This is a genomic window from Bacteroides sp. An269, from assembly GCF_002159755.1.
GTDB classification, from domain to species: Bacteria; Bacteroidota; Bacteroidia; order Bacteroidales; family Bacteroidaceae; genus Phocaeicola; species Phocaeicola intestinalis.
On record NZ_NFJG01000022.1, the window covers coordinates 23,230 to 46,149 of the forward strand.

A 22,920-nucleotide genomic window follows, 5' to 3' on the forward strand; every position below is an offset into this window, starting at 1 on the left:
TTCATTCTTAATTCTTCATTCTTCATTTAAATCCCGTTTCTATTTTACTACTTATAAACAATACTTAGCATATTAATTACCAGTAAATTACACTTTATACATCTTTATATTTTCCGTCATACGGGAAGAAATCGTTTGAAAGACACATAATTTTGCTTTCAGAAAATTGTAACGCAAATTTCATTAACTTTTAATACCTGATAACGTATGAACATCAAGAAAAGTTTTGCCCTCATGGCAATGTGTGGCTTCGCCTTTTGTGCAAGCGCGCAAAAGTTGACTTCGCCGGACGGAAATCTGGTGATGAACTTCAGCCTCAATGAGCAAGGCGCACCTGTGTACGACCTTACCTTTAAAGAAAAAACAGTCATTAAGCCCAGTACATTGGGATTGGAACTGAAACGGGAAGACCCCGAAAAGAAAACCGACTTCGAATGGACCGAAATGAAAGACAAAGCCGGAGTAGACAAACGTGCAAACCTGATGACCGGATTTAAAATCAAAGACACACGCACCTCTACATTCGATGAAACGTGGCGTCCGGTATGGGGCGAAGAAAGCGAAATACGCAACCATTACAATGAGCTGGAAGTTACCCTCGACCAGCCTATGAACAACCGTTACATCGTTATCCGCTTCCGCCTCTTTAATGACGGACTGGGATTCCGTTATGAATTTCCACAACAACAAAACCTAAACTATTTCGTTATAAAGGAAGAGCATTCGCAATTCGCTATGAGTGGCGACCACACTGCTTTCTGGATTCCGGGCGATTATGACACGCAGGAATATGACTACACGACTTCGCGCCTGTCAGAAATCCGTAGCAAGATGAAAGAAGCAGTTACCCCCAACTCATCGCAATATGTATTCTCTCCTACCGGCGTACAGACTGCACTGATGATGAAGACCGATGACGGACTTTACATCAACCTGCACGAAGCGGCATTGGTAGATTATTCGTGCATGAGCCTGAACCTGGATGACAAGAATATGGTATTTGAATCCTGGTTGACTCCTGATGCCAAAGGGGATAAGGGCTACATGCAGACTCCATGCAATTCGCCTTGGCGTACCGTTATCGTAAGTGATGATGCACGCGACATTCTTGCTTCACGCATCACCTTAAACTTAAACGAACCCTGCAAGATAGCCGACACGTCATGGATTCACCCCGTAAAATACGTAGGCGTATGGTGGGATATGATTACCGGACGCGGCACATGGGCTTATACCGATGATGTATACAGCGTGAAATTGGGCGAAACCGATTACATGCAGACCAAACCGAACGGCAAGCACTCTGCCAACACCGAAAACGTAAAACGCTACATCGACTTTGCAGCCAAGCATGGATTCGATGCCGTATTGGTGGAAGGATGGAACCAAGGCTGGGAAGACTGGTTCGGAAAAAGCAAGGATTATGTATTCGACTTTGTAACCCCTTATCCCGACTTCGACGTGCAGGAACTTCACCGTTATGCCGCAGGAAAGGGCATCGAGATGATGATGCACCACGAAACTTCCTCATCGGTACGCAACTATGAACGCCACATGGACAAGGCATACCAGTTTATGGTAGACAATGGCTACAGTTCGGTAAAGAGCGGTTATGTAGGCGACATCATTCCGCGGGGCGAGCATCACTACGGACAATGGATGGTAAACCATTATCTCTACGCTGTGACCAAGGCGGCAGACTATAAGATTATGGTCAATGCCCACGAGGCAGTGCGTCCTACCGGCTTGTGCCGTACGTATCCGAACCTTATCGGAAACGAATCAGCCCGCGGAACGGAATACGAATCATTCGGCGGAAGCAATGTGAACCATACGACTATCCTTCCGTTTACCCGTCTGGTAGGAGGCCCCATGGATTACACACCGGGCATTTTCGAAACAGATTGCAGCAAAATGAATCCGACCAATACGTCGCGTGTACGCTCTACCCTTGTGCGCCAGCTTGCTTTGTATGTCACGATGTACAGTCCGCTCCAAATGGCTGCCGATGTGCCGGAAAACTACGAGCGTTTCATGGATGCTTTCCAGTTTATCAAAGACGTGCCTGTAGATTGGCAAAGGACTGAATATCTGGAAGCTGAACCGGGAGAGTATGTCACTATTGCCCGTAAAGACAAGCATTCGAACGACTGGTATGTAGGATGTTCGGCAGGATATAACGGACACGAGTCGAAGCTTACGCTCGATTTCCTCGATCCGGACAAAAAATATGAGGCAACTATCTATGCCGATGCAAAAGGCACCGCATGGGACAATAACCCGCAGGCATATACCATTACCAAAAAGAAAGTAACCGCCAAGACCAAGCTGAACTTGAAAGCCGGCATCGGCGGAGGATACGCGATATCGATAAAGGAAATAAAAGATTGATTTTTTCAGGATTAGTTGGATTTGTAAAAAGAAACACATAGTTCTTCAATAGGTAAATACATAAACAATGCATCCACAAGTCCCCTCCTCTGGGAGGGGATTTAGGGGAGGCTTCAGAAGAGAGAACCAATTTTATTATTCATACTTAAACTAATAAACATGAAAATGAAAGATTTGAAAAGACGAAACAAGCTCCTGCTGCTATGGCTGGCGGGAATGCTGTTCTCCGTACAAGCCTTTGCGCAAAGCATTACGGTCAACGGAGTAGTGAAAGACAACTTGGGTGAACCGGTTATCGGCGCCAGCGTGTTGATAAAAGGCACTACCACCGGTACGATTACCGACTTCGACGGTAATTTCACCTTGCAAGCCAACCAGGGAGACATCATCGCTATCTCCTTTATCGGATACAAAACGCAGGAACTTCCTGCTGCTGCCAACATGAACGTCATCCTGTCAGACGATGCCGAATTGTTGGACGAAGTAGTGGTTATCGGTTATGGTCAAGTGAAGAAAGACGATGCCACCGGTTCGGTTACGGCTATCAAGCCCGATGAATTGAGTAAAGGTATCACGACTAATGCACAAGACATGTTGGCTGGTAAGGTAGCCGGTGTAAGTGTCATTTCGAACGATGGTACTCCGGGTGGCGGTGCAACCATCCGTATCCGCGGAGGTTCTTCATTGAACGCCAGCAACGACCCGTTGATTGTCATCGATGGATTGGCATTGGATAATAGCGGTATCAAAGGTATGTCGAACGGACTTTCAATGGTCAACCCGAACGATATCGAAACTTTCACCGTATTGAAAGACGCATCTGCTACGGCTATCTACGGTTCGCGCGCGTCAAACGGTGTCATCATCATCACCACCAAGAAAGGTAAGAGCGGTCAGGCTCCACGCGTAAGCTATAGCGGTTCGGTATCGGTAGCTACCACCCAAAAGCGTTACGATGTGTTGAACGGAGACGAATTCCGTGAGTATGCGCACCAGTTATGGGGCGACGCCCTGCCCGCCGAATTAGGTGATGCCAACACCGACTGGCAAGACCAAGTGTTCCGTACAGCCGTAAGCACCGAACACAATGTATCTATCAACGGTGGATTCAAGAACCTGCCTTACCGTGTATCGTTAGGCTTTAACAAGAATAATGGTATTGTGAAGACTTCCGATTTCCAACGCTTCACCGCATCGGTCAATTTAGCTCCTTCGTTCTTCGACGACCATTTGAAAGTAAATGTGAACGCCAAGTATATGAACGGAAAGAACAGCTATGCGGAAGGCATTAGCAATGCTATGAATATGGATCCTACCCGTCCGGTATATAGCGATGATCCGATGTACAGAACTTCAGGAGGATATTACCAAACGATGCAAGCAACCTCAGCTTTCTCTGACCCCGATTGGAAGTATACAACAAACAAGAATACTCCGGGAAACCCCTTGGCTGCATTGGAGCAGAAAGACGATACGGCAAACAGCAACGACTTCGTAGGAAACGTGGAGGTGGACTACAAATTCCATTTCCTGCCCGACCTCCGTTTGCATGCAAGCATCGGCGGTGAATATGCAGAGGGAACTCAAACTACTATCTGGTCTCCCTATTCGTTCTCATACAACTACTACGGAAGGAACCAGATTTCGACCGAATACAAGTATAACCTCTCTTATAATGTATATGCACAATACATCAAGGAAGTGGGTGACCACATGATTGATGTGATGGCTGGTGGTGAAGAGCAACACTTTCACCGCAACGGATATTCCGAAGCGCAAGGTTGGGACAGTTATGCCGGAGTGGCACAAGACGTGACAGAACGTAGTCAAACCGCATACGCAACCCGTAATACACTGGTATCTTACTTCGGACGTTTGAACTATTCATACAAGAATCGTTATTTGCTTACTTTCACCATGCGTTTCGATGGTTCTTCACGCTTTGCCGACGGAAACCGTTGGGGTAAGTTCCCTTCGTTGGCATTAGGTTGGAAACTGAAAGAAGAAAACTTCTTGAAAGACGTGAACTTCCTTTCTGACTTGAAGCTTCGTTTGGGCTGGGGTATCACCGGTCAGCAAGACGTAACCGCCGACTTCGCTTATATGCCTTTGTATATCGTGAGCGACGACTATGCACAATATCCTTTTGGAGACGAATATTACCACTCTTCTCGTCCGAATGCGTTCAACACGAATTTGAAATGGGAACAGACTACTACATACAATGCCGGATTGGACTTCGGATTCCTGAACGGACGTATCGTGGGTAACATCGATGGATATTACCGTAAGACCGATGACTTGTTGAATAGCGTCAAGATTCCGGTAGGAACGAATTTCAATGCCCAGATGTTGCAGAACATCGGTTCGTTGAAGAACTACGGTATGGAATTTTCTATTAATGCAAAACCGATTGTTACGAAAGATTTTATGTGGGACTTGACTTATAATTTTACGTGGAACCACAATGAAATCACCAAATTGACCGGTGGGGATGATTCTAATTATTATGTAGAAACTGGCAATAAAATCAGTCCGGGAAACAATACCAAAGTACAGGTGAACAAGGTAGGCTATCCGGCTAATTCGTTCTATGTATATCAACAAGTGTACGATGAAAACGGCAAACCTATCGAAAACATGTTCGTCGACCGTAACAACGACGGTATTATCAATGCTGCCGATAAGTATATTTACAAGAAACCGGCTGCTGACTTCCTGATGGGTCTTACTTCGAAGATGACTTACAAGAACTGGGACTTCAGCTTCGCGCTTCGTGCCAGCCTGAACAACTATGTATATTATGACTTCTTGGCAAAAAAAGCCAATACCAGCCAGTCGGGTCTTTTCTCGAACACGGCTTATAGCAACACCACCAAAGAAGCGATTGCTTTAGGCTTTACCGGACAAGGTGACTATTATATGAGTGATTATTTTGTACGTAACGCTTCATTCCTCCGTTGCGACAACATCACATTGGGTTACTCGTTCCAGGAACTCTTCAAGAGCCAGGCATACAAGGGTATCGGCGGACGTATCTACGCTACGTGCCAGAATCCGTTCATCATCACTGCATACGATGGTCTCGACCCTGAAGTGCAGAGCGGTATTGACGGAAGTCCCTATCCGCGTGCAATAACTTTCTTGTTGGGATTAACTTTACAATTCTAAACCTTGAAAACAATTGATTGATATATGAAAACAAGATATTTCAAACCTATATTGTCGGCAGCACTGCTTGCTGCTACTACACTGGGAAGCGTGTCATGCATCAACGATCTTGACATCAGCTCCATCGACCCGCAAAGCTCTTCCAGTTTCGATAAAGAAGGAGCGTTTGTAAAACAATATGCCATGTTAGGACTGACCGGTCAGAAAGGCCTTGCGGGAAGTCCTGACCTTGACGGACAAGATGAAGGTGAATCTGGCTTTTACCGTACCGTATTCAACTGCAACGAACTCTCGACAGACGAATGCATTTGGGTATGGCAGGATAATGTGGACATCCCTCAGTTTACCGGATTGTCATGGAACTCTTCCAGCCAGCGTACCGAATGGGTTTATGTGCGTTTGGGATACGACATTACCCAAATGAACTTCTTCCTTGACCAGACGGAGGGATATACCGATGCCGAGTCGCTCCGCCAACGTGCTGAAGTGCGCTTCCTGCGTGCCCTGCACTATTGGTACTTTATTGATTTGTTCGGCAAAGCTCCGTTTAAAGAACATTTCGACAATGACCTGCCTGTAGAAAAAGGCGGTAAAGAATTGTATGACTATATCCAGAACGAACTGGCAGAAGCCGAAGCCGATATGTACGAACCGGGGCAAGCGCCCTTCGGACGTGCGGACAAAGCTGCCAACTGGTTGCTCCGCGCCCGTCTCTACCTGAATGCAGAGGTCTATACAGGTACAGCAGATTATGAAAATGCCAAGACGTATGCCGATAAAGTTATCAATTCGGGGGCTTACCAACTTTGCGATGACTACCGCCTGATGTTCATGGCAGACAATGACCGGAATCAGGAAGCGATGCAAGAAATCATTCTTCCTATCCGTCAGGACGGTATGAAAACCCGTAATTACGGAGGTTCTACGTATTTGGTATGCGGAACCCGTACAGGCGGTATGCCTTATATGGGAACCACCAACGGATGGTCTTGTATCATTGCCCGCAACGCATTGGTGTATAAGTTCTTCCCGAACAAAGACGTTCCGATGATTCCGGAAGACGTAGATGTTCCGGCACAAGCCGACCTGCCCAATGATGCAGCCATTGATGCATGGGACGCACAATACGGTGTGCGTACCGTAGATATTGTCGCAGCTGCTGGAGACGACCGCGCTATGTTCTATGCCGGTGCAGGTGGCGGACGGCGTACCATGGACCCCAGTGCCATCAATAGTTTCCAAAGCGGTCTTTCTATCGTAAAATGGCAGAACATCTGTTCCGATGGAGCAGCAACCAGCCACACTGAATATCCGGATACCGATATTCCTTTGTTACGTCTGGCAGAAGCTTACCTGACACGTGCGGAAGCTAACTACCGGTTAGGGGATACCAATGCGGCTTTGCAAGATATCGTGACGTTAAGAAGTCACCGTGGCTGCACTACTCAGCCTGTAGCAAGTGATATCGACGAAATGTATATCTTGGACGAATGGGCACGCGAATTCTATCTGGAAGGACGCCGCCGTTCAGACTTGGTACGTTTTGATTGTTTCACTACCGACAAATATCTTTGGGATTGGAAAGGCGGTGTAAAAGAAGGACGTTCGGTAAGCGATATCTACAATGTATTCCCGATTCCGGAAACAGACATCAACAACAACCCGAACATGACACAGAATGAAGGGTATTAATGAACTATTTAAATAATGAAAGCCATGAAAAGAATAACCAACATACTCTGTATGGCAGGAATGGGATTGATGCTCTTCTCTGCCTGCGAAACGGATAGAGACGATAACCCGACTTTATACGAACCGGAAAGTTTTGTACTGAATACCCCGGATGACAAAATGTATGACTTAGGCGCTAACGACACGATACGATTGACACTGACTCCTCCCGAATACGGATTTTCAGCAGCCACGACGTATAGCGTACAAGTCAGTTTGCAACAAGACTTTATTGATGAAACAGAGGAGGCGGATGCAAACTATTCGACCCTGGGTACAACATATAATACTGCTTCGATAGCATTGCGTCCGGATCAGCTGAACTCGGCTTTAGCCAGTCAATACCAGACCTTGCATCCTGACGAAAACCCGACTGGAGCTACCGTTACGGCATATATACGCGTGAAAGCGGAAATCACGGGAAGCGGAAGAGGGCTTTCCACTTCAAACACAATCGCTGTCAACCAAGTGAAGCTGGGCGAAGTGGTAAATGCGCTTGAACCGCCTACCACTATGTATCTGATAGGTTCGTCAATCGGTGCCGGAGGCTGGAGCGAATGGAAGCCAATGGTAGCGGTTAATGGCATGGCTGGCGAATTCTGGTCGATGGTATACTTCGATGCGAATGCCGTATTTAAGTTTGGCACGATGGTAAACGAATACATCGGTTATACCGATAGCCGTTTGACAATCAAAGACAATGCAGGAGCCGGAGTATCCGAGGCACCAACTGACGGTAACATTCAGGTAAGCAAAGCCGGATGGTATATCCTCTATATCCAGGCAGCTGTCAATGGCGACGACTATGCATTCACCATGACTTTCTATGAACCCAATGTTTATGTATTCGGAGCAACAGCAAAAGATTCATGGGGTTATACAGACGAATGGAAGTTCACCGTTCCAGATACCAAAGAAGGTAATTTCGAATCACCTGTTCTTGGTGCAACCGGCGAAGTGCGTATGTGTATCCAAGCCAACACCGATTGGTGGAGATTGGAATTCACCTTGAAAGATGGAACAGACATCTTCTATCGTGAGAATAATGCTGTCAACAACGGATGGACCGATATGGGAGCAGAATATTCCGTAACCGGAAAATCTGGTCAAAAGATTTACCTGAACTTTGCCAGTGGAACCGGAGAAGTAAAATAAGATATTCAATGATTACTCACAGATAATAGTTAAGTTAAACTTGCATTTAAAAGCCCCCGGCTGCAAAGAGCGGTTCGGGGGCTTTTGTTATCCAGAAATGCGTATCTTTTCTCTAAAAAATGTTTTCTTTATCCTGCCAGTGTAGAATCTTACAAATTTGTATTATCCATATATGACATCTGTCATACGTAACAGGCAAGTGAGCATTTTTCCCCACATGCAGTGTGGGTTGTGTCCAATATAGCATTAATCCAAATGCATAATTTCATATCGCGCAAAGGATAACAACAAATTTCTACATCCAATTTTCCCAAAAACTGGATGCCTTTTCGTACCTTTGCACAGCAAACACCTCGAATTATGAGAAAAGCAATCTTTTTATTAACCCTGATAGCCTGCAGCATCGCCTGCACGGGCAATCGCAAAACGAACAAATTTATGACAAACGGAGACGAAACTTTGGTATGTCTGGAAACCACAATGGGCGACATTACCGTAAAGCTATACAATGAAACCCCGAAACACCGCGACAATTTCATCAAGCTGGTGAAAGAGGGCGTGTATGACGGCACACTATTCCACCGCGTTATCAAAAACTTCATGATTCAGGCAGGAGACCCCACCAGCAAAACCGCCAACGATACGGCTTCATTGGGAAGCGGAGACGTGGGTTACACTATACCGGCCGAATTTGTCGACACACGCTACCACAAGCGTGGTGCACTGGCTGCCGCACGCCAGCCCGACAACGTCAATCCTGAACGCGCCTCATCGGGATGCCAATTTTATATCGTGACAGGTAACGTGTTCAGTGAAGACCAGCTTATCCAAATGGAAAAAAACATCAACCAAGGACGTCTGGACACCATCTTCCAAAACCTCGCCCGCAAGCACATGAAGGAAATCTACAAGATGCGCAAGGCTAACGATATGGCTGGCCTGCTTGCCCTTCAGGATACCTTGGAAGCGCAAGCCAAGGCACAACAACTGCAAGAAGGCATCCGCAGATTCACACCCGAACAAATCAAGATTTACACAACAGAAGGCGGAGCACCCCATTTGGATGGCGACTATACCGTATTCGGTGAAGTAGTGGAAGGAATGGATGCCGTGGCACGAATTGAGGCAGCCAAAACCAACAAGGCAGACCGCCCGACGGAAAACATCCGTATCACCAAAGCAAGCATTATTAATTAATGAAGAATGAGGAATGAAGAATTTTCCATGCGGGCGAAGCGGTTCTTCATTCTTCATTCTTAATTCTTCACTTATATGATAAAGGTAAACCATTATACATTGGAAAACGGACTGCGTATTGTGCATAACGAAAACCGCTCCACCCAAATGGTAGCGCTCAATATCCTGTACAATGTAGGGTCGCGTGACGAAGACCCCGACCATACAGGATTCGCACATCTGTTCGAACACCTGATGTTCGGAGGTTCAGCAAACATCCCCGACTACGACACTCCCGTACAAAATGCCGGAGGCGAAAACAACGCCTGGACCAATACCGACATCACCAACTACTACATTACACTCCCCTACCAGAACGTAGAGACCGGCTTTTGGCTGGAGAGCGACCGTATGCTGAGCCTAGACTTCAGTCCTCAAAGCCTGGAAGTGCAACGGCAAGTGGTAATAGAAGAATTCAAACAGCGCAACCTGAACCAGCCTTATGGAGATGCCTCACACCTGCTTCGCGAAATGGCTTATCAGGATCATCCTTACCGCTGGCCCACCATCGGGAAAGAAATCAGCCATATCGCCAATGCCACACTGGAAGAAGTGAAAGACTTTTTCTACCGTTTTTATGCGCCCAACAATGCCATCTTATCCGTAACAGGACACATCCCGTTTGAAGACACCGTACGTCTGGCACAAAAATGGTTCGGTCCCATCCCGGCACGCAAAATACCCGAACGCCACCTACCCACCGAACGGAAGCAAACCTCCGTCCGCCGGCTTACCGTAACGCGCAAAGTACCTATCGATGCCCTATATATGGCATTCCATATATGCAACCGGTTCCAACCCGAATATTACGTGTACGACCTCATCACCGACCTCTTGTCGAACGGCAGGTCATCGCGTTTTATCCAAAACCTGGTACAGGAAAAGAAACTTTTCGCATCCATTGATGCCTACATATCAGGAAGCCTTGACGAAGGATTGCTGCACATTACCGGCAAGCCTGCCGCAGGCATATCTCTGGAAGAAGCCGAAAAAGCCGTGTGGGAAGAACTGGACAAACTGAAAACGCCATCCGTCTCTGAAGCTGAGCTGGAAAAAGTGAAAAACCGCTACGAAAGCGAACAGATATTCAACAACCTGAATTACCTGAACGTAGCCACCAACCTGGCTTATTTCGAACTGATAGGCAAGGCAGAAGACATCAACTGCGAAGTAGACAAGTACCGGGCCATCACCACCGGACAAGTACAGGAAACTGCCCGGAAAACATTCGTGCCCGAAAATTGCAACATTCTTTATTATAAAGCAAAAAACACATGAACACACACTACCGTGCCCTGCTTGGCTTAGGGCTTCCCATCGTTATCGGCCAGATAGGTGTCATTGTGCTGGGCTTTGCCGACACAATTATGGTGGGACACCATAGCTCGGTAGAGCTTGCCGCCGCCAGTTTTGTCAATAATATGTTCAATCTTGCCATCATCTTCAGCACCGGGTTTGCTTACGGACTAACACCGGTGGTGGGACGGCTTTTCGGAGAAAAAAAAACATTCGAGACTGGACAAGTGCTAAAAAACAGCCTGCTGGCAAATACCGTGCTGGCGGCACTGGTATGTGCCCTGCTACTGGCACTCTACCTCAATCTTGACCGGCTGGGACAACCCGACGAACTGATTCCCTATATGCGTCCGTACTTTATGGTGCTGTTCGTCTCATTGCCGTTCGTGCTGTGGTTCAATGCCTTCAAACAATTCTCCGATGGTATCACCGACACGAAAGTGTCAATGTGGATCCTGCTGGGCGGAAACCTGCTGAACATCATCGGCAACTATATTCTCATCTATGGCAAACTGGGGCTTCCTGAAATGGGACTGACCGGTGCCGGACTTTCCACCCTCATCTCCCGCATCCTGATGGTAGTGGCATACGTGGTTTTGTTTTTCTTCACCAACCGCTACCAGCATTTCCGCAAAGGTTTCTCCACAGGCAAGATCAATCGGGCCGACTTCACTCTGCTCAACCGGCTGGGATGGCCCATTGCTGCACAGATGGGTATGGAAACGGCCTCTTTCAGCCTCAGTGCCATTATGGTGGGCTGGCTGGGAAGTACCGAACTTGCCACTTACCAAGTAATGATAGCCGTGTCGCAAATCTGCTTTATGATGTATTATGGCATGGGAGCAGCCGTATCAGTACGCATCAGCAATTTCTTGGGGCAACGTGATTTTTACAACGTGAACCGTACGGCTAATACAGGTTTCCATATCATTCTGGTAATGATAATCTGTACCTCCGTACCCATCTATCTGCTACGTCACCATATCGGCGGATGGTTTACCGATGATGCCTCTGTCAGCCTGATGGTGGCACAAGTCATTGTGCCATTCCTGCTCTACCAGTTCGGCGACGGACTTCAAATCAACTTCGCCAATGCCCTGCGAGGGATAGCCGATGTACGTCCAATGATGTTGTTCTCTTTCATTGCCTACTTTGTCATCTCACTCCCCCTTGGCTATATCTTCGGATTTACCCTCAATTGGGGCATCACGGGTATTTGGATGGCATTCCCGTTTGGACTCACCAGTGCAGGAATCATGTACTACCTCCGCTTCCGATATAAAGTAAAGACACTGGGCAATACCCGTTATTAATTGTAAGCGATGTGAATCAGGAGTTAAAAGCCTAGAGTCTTGCTGATGAAACCGGTGCAAAAGGGTATCGGCACCTGACTACAACTTGATGTTAATTGCTAATTGTTAATTATTAATTGATAATTGTTAATTACAAAAATGTTTTCCACTTCCACTAAAATAGCATTCGGATTTATCCTGCTGACCGCCCTGCTTTTCGGTGCTATCGGCTACATCTACCGCCAAATGAACTTACTTACTGCCCCTACAGGCATTGAGGAAACCATCAGTGCACGCCGGAAAACAACCCATCAGATAGTAACCAAGCTCTACGATGCCGAGATTATCGGACAGACACTGCGCGCAGGCAGCCTGGACGAATATCCGCGCTACAGAAAAACAATGAAAGAAACCGGCGTACTCATCGACTCACTCCGCAACCTACTGACCGACACCCTCCAGCAAGCACGTCTGGACACCGTAAGCTTACTTCTGAAACAAAAAGAATGGAACATGTTGCGCGTACTGGAAGTAATACGCGAAAGCCCTACCGATGAACTTTACCGCCAGCAGATAGACAGCCTCATTCTGCAACAAGACTCTATCCTGAGCGGCACACATGTACAGCGCCGTATCGTAACACACCGCAATACCTACACCATCCATCATAAACCCAAGAAATTCTTCCGCCGGCTAGCCGACCTCTTTGCTCCGGGAAAGCCCGACTCTACCCAAGTGAACAACGTTGTGCAAGAGGTATATACCGATACCATCGATGAAGCATACAATCCTGTCGATACCATCGCCAGTATGCTCACCACCATTCAACACAAGGTGTTCCAAAGCCGGCAAGAACAACAACGCACCCTTGACGTACGCATCAACCAGCTCCGCATAGCCGGAAACATGCTAAGCAAACGGGTAAACCAATTACTGGATACCATTGAAGCCGATGAACAGGCAGCCATGGAGCGCCGCGTAATGCACGAACACGACATCCGCCAGCAAGCCGCGCATACAATGGCTACCATAGCCATCCTTGCCGTACTGTTGGCACTGGTGTTTTTCATCATCATCTGGCGCGACATCACCCGAAGCAACCACTATCGTCACGAACTGGAAAAATCGAAGCAATATGCCGAAAACCTCCTTCTGGCACGCGAAAAACTGATGCTCACCATTACACACGACATCAAGGCACCCGCCGGTTCCATTATTGGATACATAGACCTGCTCATCCGCCTGGTGAACGACCGGCGCCAGCTGTTCTACCTGCACAATATGCAAAACTCGGCACGCCACCTGCTCGACCTTGTCACATCCTTGCTCGATTACCACCGGCTGGAAGCAGGCAAAATGGACCTGCATCCTGTCAGCTTCAATCCCCACGAACTGTTCGATAATATTTACCACAGCTTTTTACCTATTGCCGAAAAAAAACAACTTGCTTTCATATTCGATGAACATGTAACTCCATCCCTGAACCTGGAAGGTGACCCCTTCCGTATCCGGCAAATAGCAGAAAACCTGCTGTCGAACGCGCTGAAATTCACAGAAAAAGGTTCTATTACCCTAAGCATCAGCTATAGAAATAACTCTTTCCAGTTCAGTGTGAAAGATACTGGATGCGGTATGACTTCCGAAGAACAGGCACGCATATTCCATGAATTCACCCGCCTGCGCAGCGCACAAGGGCAGGAAGGTTTCGGACTAGGCCTGTCCATTACACGCAAACTGGTGGAACTGCTGAAGGGAGATATCCACATCCAGAGCAGCCCCGGAAAGGGCAGCGTGTTCCACATATCGTTTCCCCTTCCCCTAGCCCAGACAATACGTCCGGAAACGACCGACCCCATCAGACTACATGCCGACAGGCAGGCACACATCCTGCTTATCGACGACGATCGTATCCAGCTGAATCTCACCGAAGCTATGTTCCGCAACCTCTTCGCACACCTTCCGGCAAGCCAAATCCCTTTCATACACTGCTGTACCCGTCCCGAAGAATTGTTCCGCCTGCTACAGTCGGAACCTGTCGACCTCATCCTGACCGATATCCAGATGCCAGTCATGAACGGTTTCGAACTGCTGAAGGAAATACGTAAGCAAGACACACCACAAGCACACACCGTGCCCGTTATCGCCATCACTGCACGAAGCGACATGAGCGAAACGGACTTCCACACGCAAGGATTTGCAGGATGTCTTTACAAACCTTTCAACCAACAGGAACTGCTGAAGATATGCCAGCACACGCTGCATACCGACTGGCAAACCACTCCGGTTCCGACCAAACAATTGCCCGACACATCTATAGAAAAACGGTTCAACTTCAACCCTCTGACTGCTTTCTCGGAAGATGATCCAGAGGCTGCCCGCCAAATTATGAACACCTTTCTTGCCGAAACACAGAAAAACCGCGAACACATCCTACAAATACTGGAAAACGGCACCGTACGCCAGTTGGGTGAAATTGCCCATAAGATGCTGCCCACTTTCACAATGATAGAAGCCCGGCATGCACTCCCTTCGTTACTATGGTTGGAAACACACCGTGGAGATACCACCTGGAGCGAAGAAACGCGCACACATGCCGACAACCTATTGAAGTGTATCGATGAAGTGATGGAAGAAGCAAAACGGTTTACAACATGAGAAAACTGTTTCAGAGGCAGAAGATGGAATATTTCCCAATGAATCCGCAAACAGCCAATTTGGCAAAATGAGGATATTCTTTAAAGGAATAATATATAAAATTCACCACAGAAGGCACACAGAGTCTTTTCTATTTACGAGTTGACAATTTACTATTCCGACATGAAATCGTACATCGTAAAATCGGATAACAGCAAACAGATATTCCCCAGTGTCCTCTCTGTGGTGAATTGTTTTATCATTTACCGCAAAGATATACTTTTTAAGCCATAATCAAACTATCCGGCAAAAATAATCACCCACCTGCCTACAGTTTCATCTGCTTCAGCCTCATCAATGCTTCAATGTAATAATAATCGGCATAAATGATGGCTGCATCGATTTCGGAATGACTCGGATAATTTCCGGTGGAATGCAACAGGAAAGCCGGCTTGCTTTTCCCGCTACGGTATTTGTCCGAACTCAGGCTTTCCAGCATACAGACTGCAGCCTTCTTGTATTCCTGCCCCTTTTCCGGTGATACATATCCGGATAATTCAAGCAATGCCGAAGCTACTACACAGGCAGCCGAAGCATCGCGGGGCGCGTATGGAATGGCAGGGTCATTAAAATCCCAATAAGGAACATAATCATCGGGCAAATGCTCCAGATACACGTCTGCTACCTTTTGCACGAAATCGAGGAAACGCGGCTCTTTCGTTTCGCGATATACCACCGTATAGCCATAAATAGCCCATGCCTGTCCACGTGCCCACATGCTGTTATCGTCATATCCCTGATGGGTGACTCCCTTGACAAACTCGCCCGTCAAGGTATCATATACAGCCACGTGATACGATGTATAGTCGGGACGGAAATGATATTTCATCGTGGTATCGGCGTGGGACACCGCCATATCATACAGCTTTTTATCGCCTCCGTTCTTTGCCGCCCAAAACAACATCTCCAGGTTTATCATATTGTCCATTATGGTATTATGCCCACCAAACATGGCTACATTACGGGGCCACGAAAGCATGGTACCCACCTTCGGATTGAACAATGCCGAAAGGGCTTCGGCACTGCGCAAGATAGCTTGCCGATAAGATTCATTACGTGTCAGGCGGTAGCCGTTCCCATAACTGCAAAACATCAGGAATCCCAAATCGTGGTCGTATGCAGGCTCATAGGTGAGATATTCTAACGAAGCGGTAAACTTCTCTGCCTCCTGCCGGATGGCAGGGTCGTTCGTATACTCATAATCATACCACAGGATACCAGGCCAGAAGCCGGCACACCACTCATCCTTTGTCACTTTGCTGCAGTACCAATGCGAGGCACTGTCGGCTATGTTCCGGGGCATCATCGTATAATCTACTCCCCCGTCGCGTTGAGCCAGCTCGTCTAACGTGCGGCGCACCTGAGCATCACAATATGCCAATGCTTCGTCTGCATCAAACCGCCCGGACACATCGCCAGATTTTGTATCTGCACAAGCCGTCAGACAAACTAACCCGATTCCAATCAACCAATTTCTTGTTTTCATATTTTCCTTCTATTGTATGTTATAATAATTGTCCTTGATAAGATTCCACTTTTCTGTCATCCTGGTCCGACACGGGAACCAGGCGAACCGCCGCCCCTCCGCGTGGCTTCAAGGCAAAGCGCAACGCCTGTTTGCCATCAACCAACCATTCGGAACATTTCACTTGCGTACGTGTGCCCGTCTCTTCTCCACCATCGGCATACACATAGGCAATGTATGTCTGCCCTTCATCAAGAAAAGACAAGTCAATCTGCCGGGAAGAAGCTTCGTTGTTACCCAACAGCCCTACGAACCAAGTCTTTCCGCTGCGGCGGGCTATGCTCACATACTTGCCCGGATCCCCTCCCAAGACTTTCGTGTCATCAAACACCGTCTGCAACTGCTCGAACCACGTTATTTCGGGTTCGCCTCCATAGAACGAAGGCTTATCATACCAGAACAGTGTCTGCAACGGGCTGTAAAATACCAGCGATGCAGCCAATTGATGAGCGTGGGTGGTTTTCAGACGCTTGTCGTAATAACAGATGGTATAGTCTGCCGCCCCGTTTATCATACGGGTAAAAGGCAGAATAGTATTATGCGTGGCATCGGGAAACTCCTCGTTGCCATGGATGCCTTCCTGCGTCAGCAAGTTGGGATAGGTACGACTGAAACCCGACGGACGGAACTCGTCGTGGATATTTATCATCAGCCGGTTCTCGGCAGCATAGCGCACCATGTCGTGCAACCATACCGCCCAACGGTGGGAAGCATATTGCACAAAACCCGACTTCACGCCCACTACGCCCCATTTGCGCAGCAGCGGGAACAGCTCGCGCATCTGCTTTTGCAAGGCGTGCTGGTTGACGTAAAGCCATACCCCTACACCTTTCTTCTTCCCATATGCTATCACCTTGGGCAAGTCGAGTTTGGACACCACCTGCGTGGCATCTCCGTCGAATGAAGTACAGGGCATATACCATTGCCAGTCAAACAACATATAAGGAATCTTGTGCGCCGCGCAAAAATCAATTGTCTCCATTGCCCCAGCCGTGGTAAGCGTAGTCTCGCGCATAATCTTGCCGGGCTTTATCCACGAGACATCGGCTATCTCGCACGGCGGGTTCAGATTTTGGATGATATCGTTATGCTCCAGCAATTCACCGGGCTTGTCCGCCACCATAATCACTTTCCACGGCGAAGCGAAGTAGGTCACGGCATCCACCGGACTGTACATCACCGACGTCAAGGTATTCGGCTTCTCCTGAGAGGCGAGAAACTTGGTCAGGCACCAGTCGTCTACATCGGCATCAGCCAATGCCATCCACGTTCCGCCGGGAAGTTCCAGCGTCAATGCACGCTCCACCGGCTGTTTGAGCGCATTTACATCCACGTGCTCGAACGGAGCCTGCGCCCACTGCTCCGCCCATGCCTTCGTGCCTTCGGGCAGCGTATATTCTGTCAAGTCACCCACGACCTTATGGAAGATGGCCTGCGGATGCTCAGGGAAGAAATAGCGGAAGGCGATGCCCTCATCATACGCACGTACCTCGATGTTCATCCGGTAACCCGAACCGTCCTTGCGCGACAGGTACAGCGTACCGCTATTGTGGCGGTCGCGCACCGTGCCCCGTTCGCCATACAGCGGATGCCATGTCTCGTCACAACTCCCGTACGACACCGAGTCAGCCTCCATCGTATCCATCCAGCAGTCGGGCTGGGGAAGGCTGCGCTTGCCCAACGCCATCTCCCATACCCGGTTGTCCAACTCCAGTCCTGCACGCGACGGACCAATCACCTTTTCACCTTTATAATACACTTGATAACAAAGCACATTCGCCCCCGAAGCCGAACGCGACACGTAGAACTCGACCTGCTGCGTCCCGTCAGGGGACTTCACTTCCAATTTCTCCGGTGCGGCAGCGTACATCGAAACGCCCGCCACACACATCATTATTCCTGCTACAAAATGTTTCATACGAATTTAGTCTTTTTGTCAAGGAATACGAACGAACAGGCAAAACCACTCAACCAAAATGCAATTATTTTTCATCCGAACGAATTTTTCTGCAAATCTGTTGGCTAAACGCAAGAAATCCATACCTTTGCCCCCAAAGAAACAAACCTACTTAATATAAAAAACCTATGAACAAGATTGTACTTCTGACGGCAACGGCTCTGGGAGCCTGCCTGTGGGGATGCGGAAATCCCCAAACGGTCACCGTGACCGTAACCAACCCGCTCGATGCCGAACGCACGGGCGAAATGATAGAAGTGCCCGCCGCACAAGTGTTCCAATCGCTGAACCTGCCCGACACGGCGCACATCATCGTCTGCAACGCACAAGCCCAGGAAATCCCTTACCAGCTTACCCACGACGGAAAACTGATATTCCCCGTATCGGTATCGGCAAAAGGAACCGAAGCATATACCATCCGGCAAGGGACACCGGCTGAAACCGACACCGTAGCATACGGAAGGCATTACCCCGAACGTCTGGACGACATAGCCTGGGAAAACGACCGCGCCGCCTACCGTGCCTACGGACCCGCCCTGCAACAGAAAGGCGAACAAGCATACGGCTACGACGTGTTCACCAAGAACACCGGCCGCCTGGTAGTGGAAGACCGCTACGCAATGGAACTGGACACCGCGGCATGGGCAAAAATCAACGCCCTGCGCAAGGCTGGCAAAAAACAGGAAGCCGACGAACTGGTACGTCAAATCTCCTACCACGTAGACCACGGCAACGGAATGGACTGCTATGCCGTAGGCCCCACACTGGGCGGAGGCACCTCGGCACTGATGCCCGACTCTGCCATCGTCTATCCGTATTGTTATAAAGAATATGAAATTCTGGACAACGGCCCGTTGCGCTTCACCGTGAAACTTACCTTCAACCCGCTGACGATAGGAAACGACACGGACGTAGTGGAAACCCGCATCATCCGGCTCGACAAAGGCTCGCAGCTGAACCAGACTACCGTGACGTATGCCAACCTGAGCCAACCCACCCCCGTGGCAGGAGGAATCGTGCTCCATGCCGCCAATGCCGAAGGCTATGCCCACAACGCACAGGAGGGATATATCGCCTACGCCGACCCTACCACCGAACCTCAATCGGACAACGGCATCGTCTACGTAGGTGCCGTATTCCCCGATACGACGGTGCAGACCAAAGTGCAGCTCTTCGACAAGCCCGCGGGCGATGCGTTGGGACACGTATTAGGAATCTGCACCTACAGTCCCGGCGACACCTTCACCTATTACTGGGGTTCGGGCTGGAGCAAATACGGCTTCGACACGGATGAATCGTGGACCGATTACCTGAAAGCCTACGCAAAACAGGTGCGCCACCCGCTGCAAGTGACCGTAAAGTAAGCTTTCCGGCACCTTGAAAAACATGTAAAATGCAATTCAGAGGTCTGAATCGGGCTTTGCAGACGTGCAAAATCCATTTCAGACCTCTGAATTTGACTTTGCACCACTTGCAAAGTCTGTTTTAGACCTCTAAAATCCATTTTGCATCACTTCGAAAGCCGATTTAGACCTCTGAAAACCATTTTGCAAGTGGTGCAAAGCCTGTTTCAGACCTCTAAATTCCATTTTGCATCACTTCGAAGGTGCCAGTAGGACGAATTGTTTTGAAACGCAGATTTTCGCAGATTTGATTCACATTGAAATTTATAATCTGCGAAAATCCGCGTGAATCTGCGTTTCTTCATCATGCCGCTTCATTTATACGTTTACCTATTCTTTTATGTCCCAATACACCACGTAACGCTGGCGATGCACATCGTAAAGGGGCAACACCGTCACGCCGTCTGCCGTGCGGAAGCGCAAACCGTCCTCCGAAATCCGCTGCACGCTGTTTTCGGGATGCCCCGCATCCCACTTCAAGCCGGTGGGCAACCCTTCGGGGATATGGTAATCGTAGGTGTAATAGTCGTTATACTTCGATGGGTCCGAATCGGGGGCAGGCGGCAACATTCCTTCCGTACCCAAGGCTCCGGCAAGCACCACCGGACCGTAGAGCAGGGCGGCGCGGTGAGGATTATCAGGCGCGGACTCCAACGTCAGGTGCATCGGATAGGTCGCTTCGATGCGGTCACCATCCTTCCACTCCCGTTCTATCGCGATATACGAACCGGGCTGCTGGCGTACTTTCACCCGCTTGCCATTAACACGGACTTGCACATCTCTGCTCCATGAAGGATAGCGCAGGCGGAACGTAGTGCGCACCGCTCTACCGGCTCGGCAGTCTGTACCTTTCCGGCGATGCCGTATTGCCAAGCCACTACGGTAACCTTTATCGGGAATCTGCTGCGAGGAGGTATCGGTGTAAAACGCAATTCATTGCCGCTTACTTCGGCGGGTCCCTCCTTTACGTAATAACGGACAGGCAACCCACAATCGGATTCCGCATGCAAAACGAGACGTTCCGTGCCATGCCGGACATCATTCAAGCTGGGAAACAATATGCTTTGCCTCTTCCCCTCTGTTATCCGAAGAGGTACTTTCATCTCCAACTCTTGCACCACACCTTTATACACTTTATCTCTCGGATGGCTTGCGACCAATGTAATGCTTCCGCTCCTCTGTGGATTATCCATCCCTATCCGGCTAAAACTGAGCACAAACGTTGTATCGTCCACTTTCTCAACCGGACCACACACACAATCTATACGAATAGTGCCTGCGGCATGTTCATCAGTCCTAACGCTGCGCGTACTGTCTGTAAAACAAGTATTCAAATGAAAAGTCACCCCGTCTGCATCAGGAGAAAAAGGCACAGATATACGTACGTGAGCTTTCGAATCATACTTCACCAGCTTCCCCTTTTGCCTGATGCCGATGTATTGCATCCGCTTCCCCAGATGCTTGCGGTAACGGGCTTCGGTAAGCTCTGCCATCTCTTCATCGAAATACCAAAACGCATCGTGAGTATCGCCTTTATAATCCGAATAAGGAGCTGGTTCCGGACGCTTGCCTTCTACCGGACTCCAACGGGAAGCCAGCCAGCCTGCCCGTATCGCACAAAAAAGAGATACAACTTTCGGGATACATCATGCGGAAAGCCAATGCCGGATTGACCCGTGCTTCCCACCACTCGTATTCGCCTTCAATCATCAGCCCCGGTATGCCATCGATGTTCCGCGTGCGTCCCCACTCCAGATTTGCTCTCCCGTATCCGGTCAGGTTAGTGCGCGGAGCATCGCCATGTAAGGAAATGACAGCCAATGTCCGCTCCGGATTCCATGCGGCAAAGTTCCATGGGAAAGTAGCTTGCGCCGAGTGCCCTATCGGCACAATCGGCACGTCAACCAGTTCCGTATATCCGCTCACTTCCGCCAAGTCGGCAAGCATCTTGTCGAAAACTTCCTGTACACCGGTTGTCACATCCCACCGCTGGTCTAATTCAGGCGTAATCCATATCAAGGCAACTCCTAACCGCCCCATCGCCTCACGGAATGCGGAAAGATGAAACAACGTTTCTTCCGACATATTCTGTTGTCCCACCATTATCGCCTCCACCCGTTCGCACGCAGGAGGTATCCACAGGAACGCTTCCTGCGGTTCTCCTGTCTCTCTTGACACGCATCCATTCACCTTTACCGACCATTGCCATTCGGCAGCGGAAAGAACTGTTCCACACAACAAACATATTAAACATACAATACCTAATTTTCTCATTCTACTCTATTTTTTATATTTCACATCCAACAAACCATTCTGATAATTCACATGCATTGCTTCGCCGTTCACAATCAAGCGGGAAGGACGTTTTCCCGAACGGAAAGACGCATTTACATAAGGTTGTCCGTCTATCCATAAGTTCAAATCTCCACCGGCTGCCTTTTGTACAAAAAACAACTTAGAAAGTGAAGCAAAATACGAAACCCCATCACGGCGCAATGCACTGCCATAAGCCAGGAACAGTTCATCCGCCTCAGTAGGATTATCTCCCTCCGGATAAGACACGGCAAACATATAGGCATCGGTTACCCAACCATCCGCTTCTATCCACGAATTGCTATGCATCAACCGTCCGTCTGCCAACTGGTTGATGTAAATGTCCGTCACTTTTCCCTTATTCCGGATGCGAAGTCCAATCCAGTCTTTTCCTTCCCTTCCCTTCGCTCCATAACCGGAAGCTCTTTTTGAGCCACACTGTCTTTCAAGATGATAGCCGTCAGTCCTTTTACCCTGTCAAACTTCCCAGGCAAATGCAATGAATAATAGAGTTTATGTAATTTAGATTTGTTATATATCGCGCATACGCGTACCTTTGCAACATGAATTACCGCGACCATAAAGACAACAGCAAAAGTTTCCGTGCCTTGACGGGAGTTAGCCATGAATAGTTTTGTGCGCTTCTTCCTTATTTCGAGGCTGCGCATGAGGACTATTTGTCCGAGTATGAAATGACCGGGGAACGCCGTAGCGGAAAACGCCGCAGTCCTTCCATCTACAAGAACAGCCCCCTTC

The 22,920-nt window shown here is 48.6% G+C and carries 11 protein-coding genes and 3 pseudogenes; 9 read left to right on the plus strand and 5 right to left on the minus strand.

All coding sequences use genetic code 11. The annotated features are described in order from the left end of the window. Positions 1 to 207: 207 nt before the first annotated feature. The 8 genes from B5F71_RS06595 (at position 208) to B5F71_RS06630 (ending at position 14,927) form a co-directional block, all read left to right on the plus strand. Positions 208 to 2,391, plus strand: coding sequence for a glycoside hydrolase family 97 protein (locus B5F71_RS06595; protein ID WP_087208630.1), 2,184 nt, complete (start codon positions 208 to 210; stop codon positions 2,389 to 2,391). 165 nt (positions 2,392 to 2,556) lie between these two features. Then, on the plus strand, positions 2,557 to 5,562 hold the full coding sequence (locus B5F71_RS06600) for a TonB-dependent receptor (protein WP_162609933.1): 3,006 nt from the start codon (positions 2,557 to 2,559) through the stop codon (positions 5,560 to 5,562). Positions 5,563 to 5,586: 24 nt separating this feature from the next. Continuing rightward, a complete protein-coding gene (gene susD / locus B5F71_RS06605; protein ID WP_022040065.1) occupies positions 5,587 to 7,254 on the plus strand; it encodes a starch-binding outer membrane lipoprotein SusD in 1,668 nt (555 codons plus the stop codon). A gap of 24 nt (positions 7,255 to 7,278) precedes the next feature. Further along, positions 7,279 to 8,448, plus strand: a complete 1,170-nt coding sequence (locus tag B5F71_RS06610) for a SusF/SusE family outer membrane protein (protein ID WP_087208647.1) — start codon at positions 7,279 to 7,281, stop codon at positions 8,446 to 8,448. Positions 8,449 to 8,886: 438 nt separating this feature from the next. Beyond that, the gene (locus tag B5F71_RS06615; RefSeq protein ID WP_239414092.1) at positions 8,887 to 9,645 is read left to right on the plus strand and encodes a peptidylprolyl isomerase; all 759 of its coding nucleotides are present in this window, start codon (positions 8,887 to 8,889) and stop codon (positions 9,643 to 9,645) included. Between the two features lie 75 nt (positions 9,646 to 9,720). Then, positions 9,721 to 10,962 (plus strand): pitrilysin family protein, encoded by a 1,242-nt coding sequence (locus tag B5F71_RS06620; protein ID WP_087208633.1) that lies wholly within the window; start codon positions 9,721 to 9,723, stop codon positions 10,960 to 10,962. Continuing rightward, positions 10,959 to 12,293: an MATE family efflux transporter gene (locus B5F71_RS06625; RefSeq protein WP_087208635.1), complete on the plus strand. Its 1,335-nt coding sequence runs from the start codon at positions 10,959 to 10,961 to the stop codon at positions 12,291 to 12,293. Before B5F71_RS06620 ends, B5F71_RS06625 begins: the two co-directional genes overlap by 4 nt. Positions 12,294 to 12,431: 138 nt before the next feature. After that, the gene (locus B5F71_RS06630; protein WP_022040070.1) at positions 12,432 to 14,927 is read left to right on the plus strand and encodes a hybrid sensor histidine kinase/response regulator; all 2,496 of its coding nucleotides are present in this window, start codon (positions 12,432 to 12,434) and stop codon (positions 14,925 to 14,927) included. A gap of 307 nt (positions 14,928 to 15,234) precedes the next feature. On the opposite strand, the gene B5F71_RS06635 is transcribed toward B5F71_RS06630, so the two are convergent. Both B5F71_RS06635 and B5F71_RS06640 read right to left on the minus strand, forming a co-directional pair. Beyond that, on the minus strand, positions 15,235 to 16,452 hold the full coding sequence (locus B5F71_RS06635) for a glycoside hydrolase family 88 protein (RefSeq protein ID WP_087208637.1): 1,218 nt from the start codon (positions 16,450 to 16,452) through the stop codon (positions 15,235 to 15,237). Between the two features lie 19 nt (positions 16,453 to 16,471). Next, entirely contained in the window at positions 16,472 to 18,409 is a 1,938-nt protein-coding gene (locus B5F71_RS06640) for a glycoside hydrolase family 97 protein (RefSeq protein WP_087208638.1), read from the minus strand. 167 nt (positions 18,410 to 18,576) lie between these two features. On the opposite strand from B5F71_RS06640, the gene B5F71_RS06645 reads away from it, so the two are divergent. Further along, positions 18,577 to 19,812 (plus strand): DUF4861 domain-containing protein, encoded by a 1,236-nt coding sequence (locus tag B5F71_RS06645; protein ID WP_087208640.1) that lies wholly within the window; start codon positions 18,577 to 18,579, stop codon positions 19,810 to 19,812. Between the two features lie 369 nt (positions 19,813 to 20,181). On the opposite strand, the pseudogene B5F71_RS06650 reads toward B5F71_RS06645, so the two are convergent. From B5F71_RS06650 to B5F71_RS06660, 3 pseudogenes are all read right to left on the minus strand, one after another. After that, positions 20,182 to 20,673: pseudogene (locus B5F71_RS06650) on the minus strand (glycoside hydrolase family 127 protein); the annotation flags it as partial. Further along, positions 20,598 to 22,125 (minus strand): annotated as a pseudogene (locus tag B5F71_RS06655) (hypothetical protein). The pseudogenes B5F71_RS06655 and B5F71_RS06650, both read right to left, overlap by 76 nt. 6 nt (positions 22,126 to 22,131) lie before the next feature. Next, positions 22,132 to 22,673, minus strand: a pseudogene (locus B5F71_RS06660) (heparinase); the annotation flags it as partial. Between the last annotated feature and the right edge of the window lie 247 nt (positions 22,674 to 22,920).

What these genes read in the sequence shown, in the direction of transcription:
- B5F71_RS06595 (WP_087208630.1), top strand. Translation starts at nt 208, where the DNA reads ATGAACATCAAGAAAAGTTTTGCCCTCATGGCAATGTGTGGCTTCGCC.
- B5F71_RS06600 (WP_162609933.1), top strand. Translation starts at nt 2,557, where the DNA reads ATGAAAGATTTGAAAAGACGAAACAAGCTCCTGCTGCTATGGCTGGCG.
- susD (WP_022040065.1), top strand. Translation starts at nt 5,587, where the DNA reads ATGAAAACAAGATATTTCAAACCTATATTGTCGGCAGCACTGCTTGCT.
- B5F71_RS06610 (WP_087208647.1), top strand. Translation starts at nt 7,279, where the DNA reads ATGAAAAGAATAACCAACATACTCTGTATGGCAGGAATGGGATTGATG.
- B5F71_RS06615 (WP_239414092.1), top strand. Translation starts at nt 8,887, where the DNA reads ATGACAAACGGAGACGAAACTTTGGTATGTCTGGAAACCACAATGGGC.
- B5F71_RS06620 (WP_087208633.1), top strand. Translation starts at nt 9,721, where the DNA reads ATGATAAAGGTAAACCATTATACATTGGAAAACGGACTGCGTATTGTG.
- B5F71_RS06625 (WP_087208635.1), top strand. Translation starts at nt 10,959, where the DNA reads ATGAACACACACTACCGTGCCCTGCTTGGCTTAGGGCTTCCCATCGTT.
- B5F71_RS06630 (WP_022040070.1), top strand. Translation starts at nt 12,432, where the DNA reads ATGTTTTCCACTTCCACTAAAATAGCATTCGGATTTATCCTGCTGACC.
- B5F71_RS06635 (WP_087208637.1), bottom strand. Translation starts at nt 16,452, where the DNA reads ATGAAAACAAGAAATTGGTTGATTGGAATCGGGTTAGTTTGTCTGACG.
- B5F71_RS06640 (WP_087208638.1), bottom strand. Translation starts at nt 18,409, where the DNA reads ATGAAACATTTTGTAGCAGGAATAATGATGTGTGTGGCGGGCGTTTCG.
- B5F71_RS06645 (WP_087208640.1), top strand. Translation starts at nt 18,577, where the DNA reads ATGAACAAGATTGTACTTCTGACGGCAACGGCTCTGGGAGCCTGCCTG.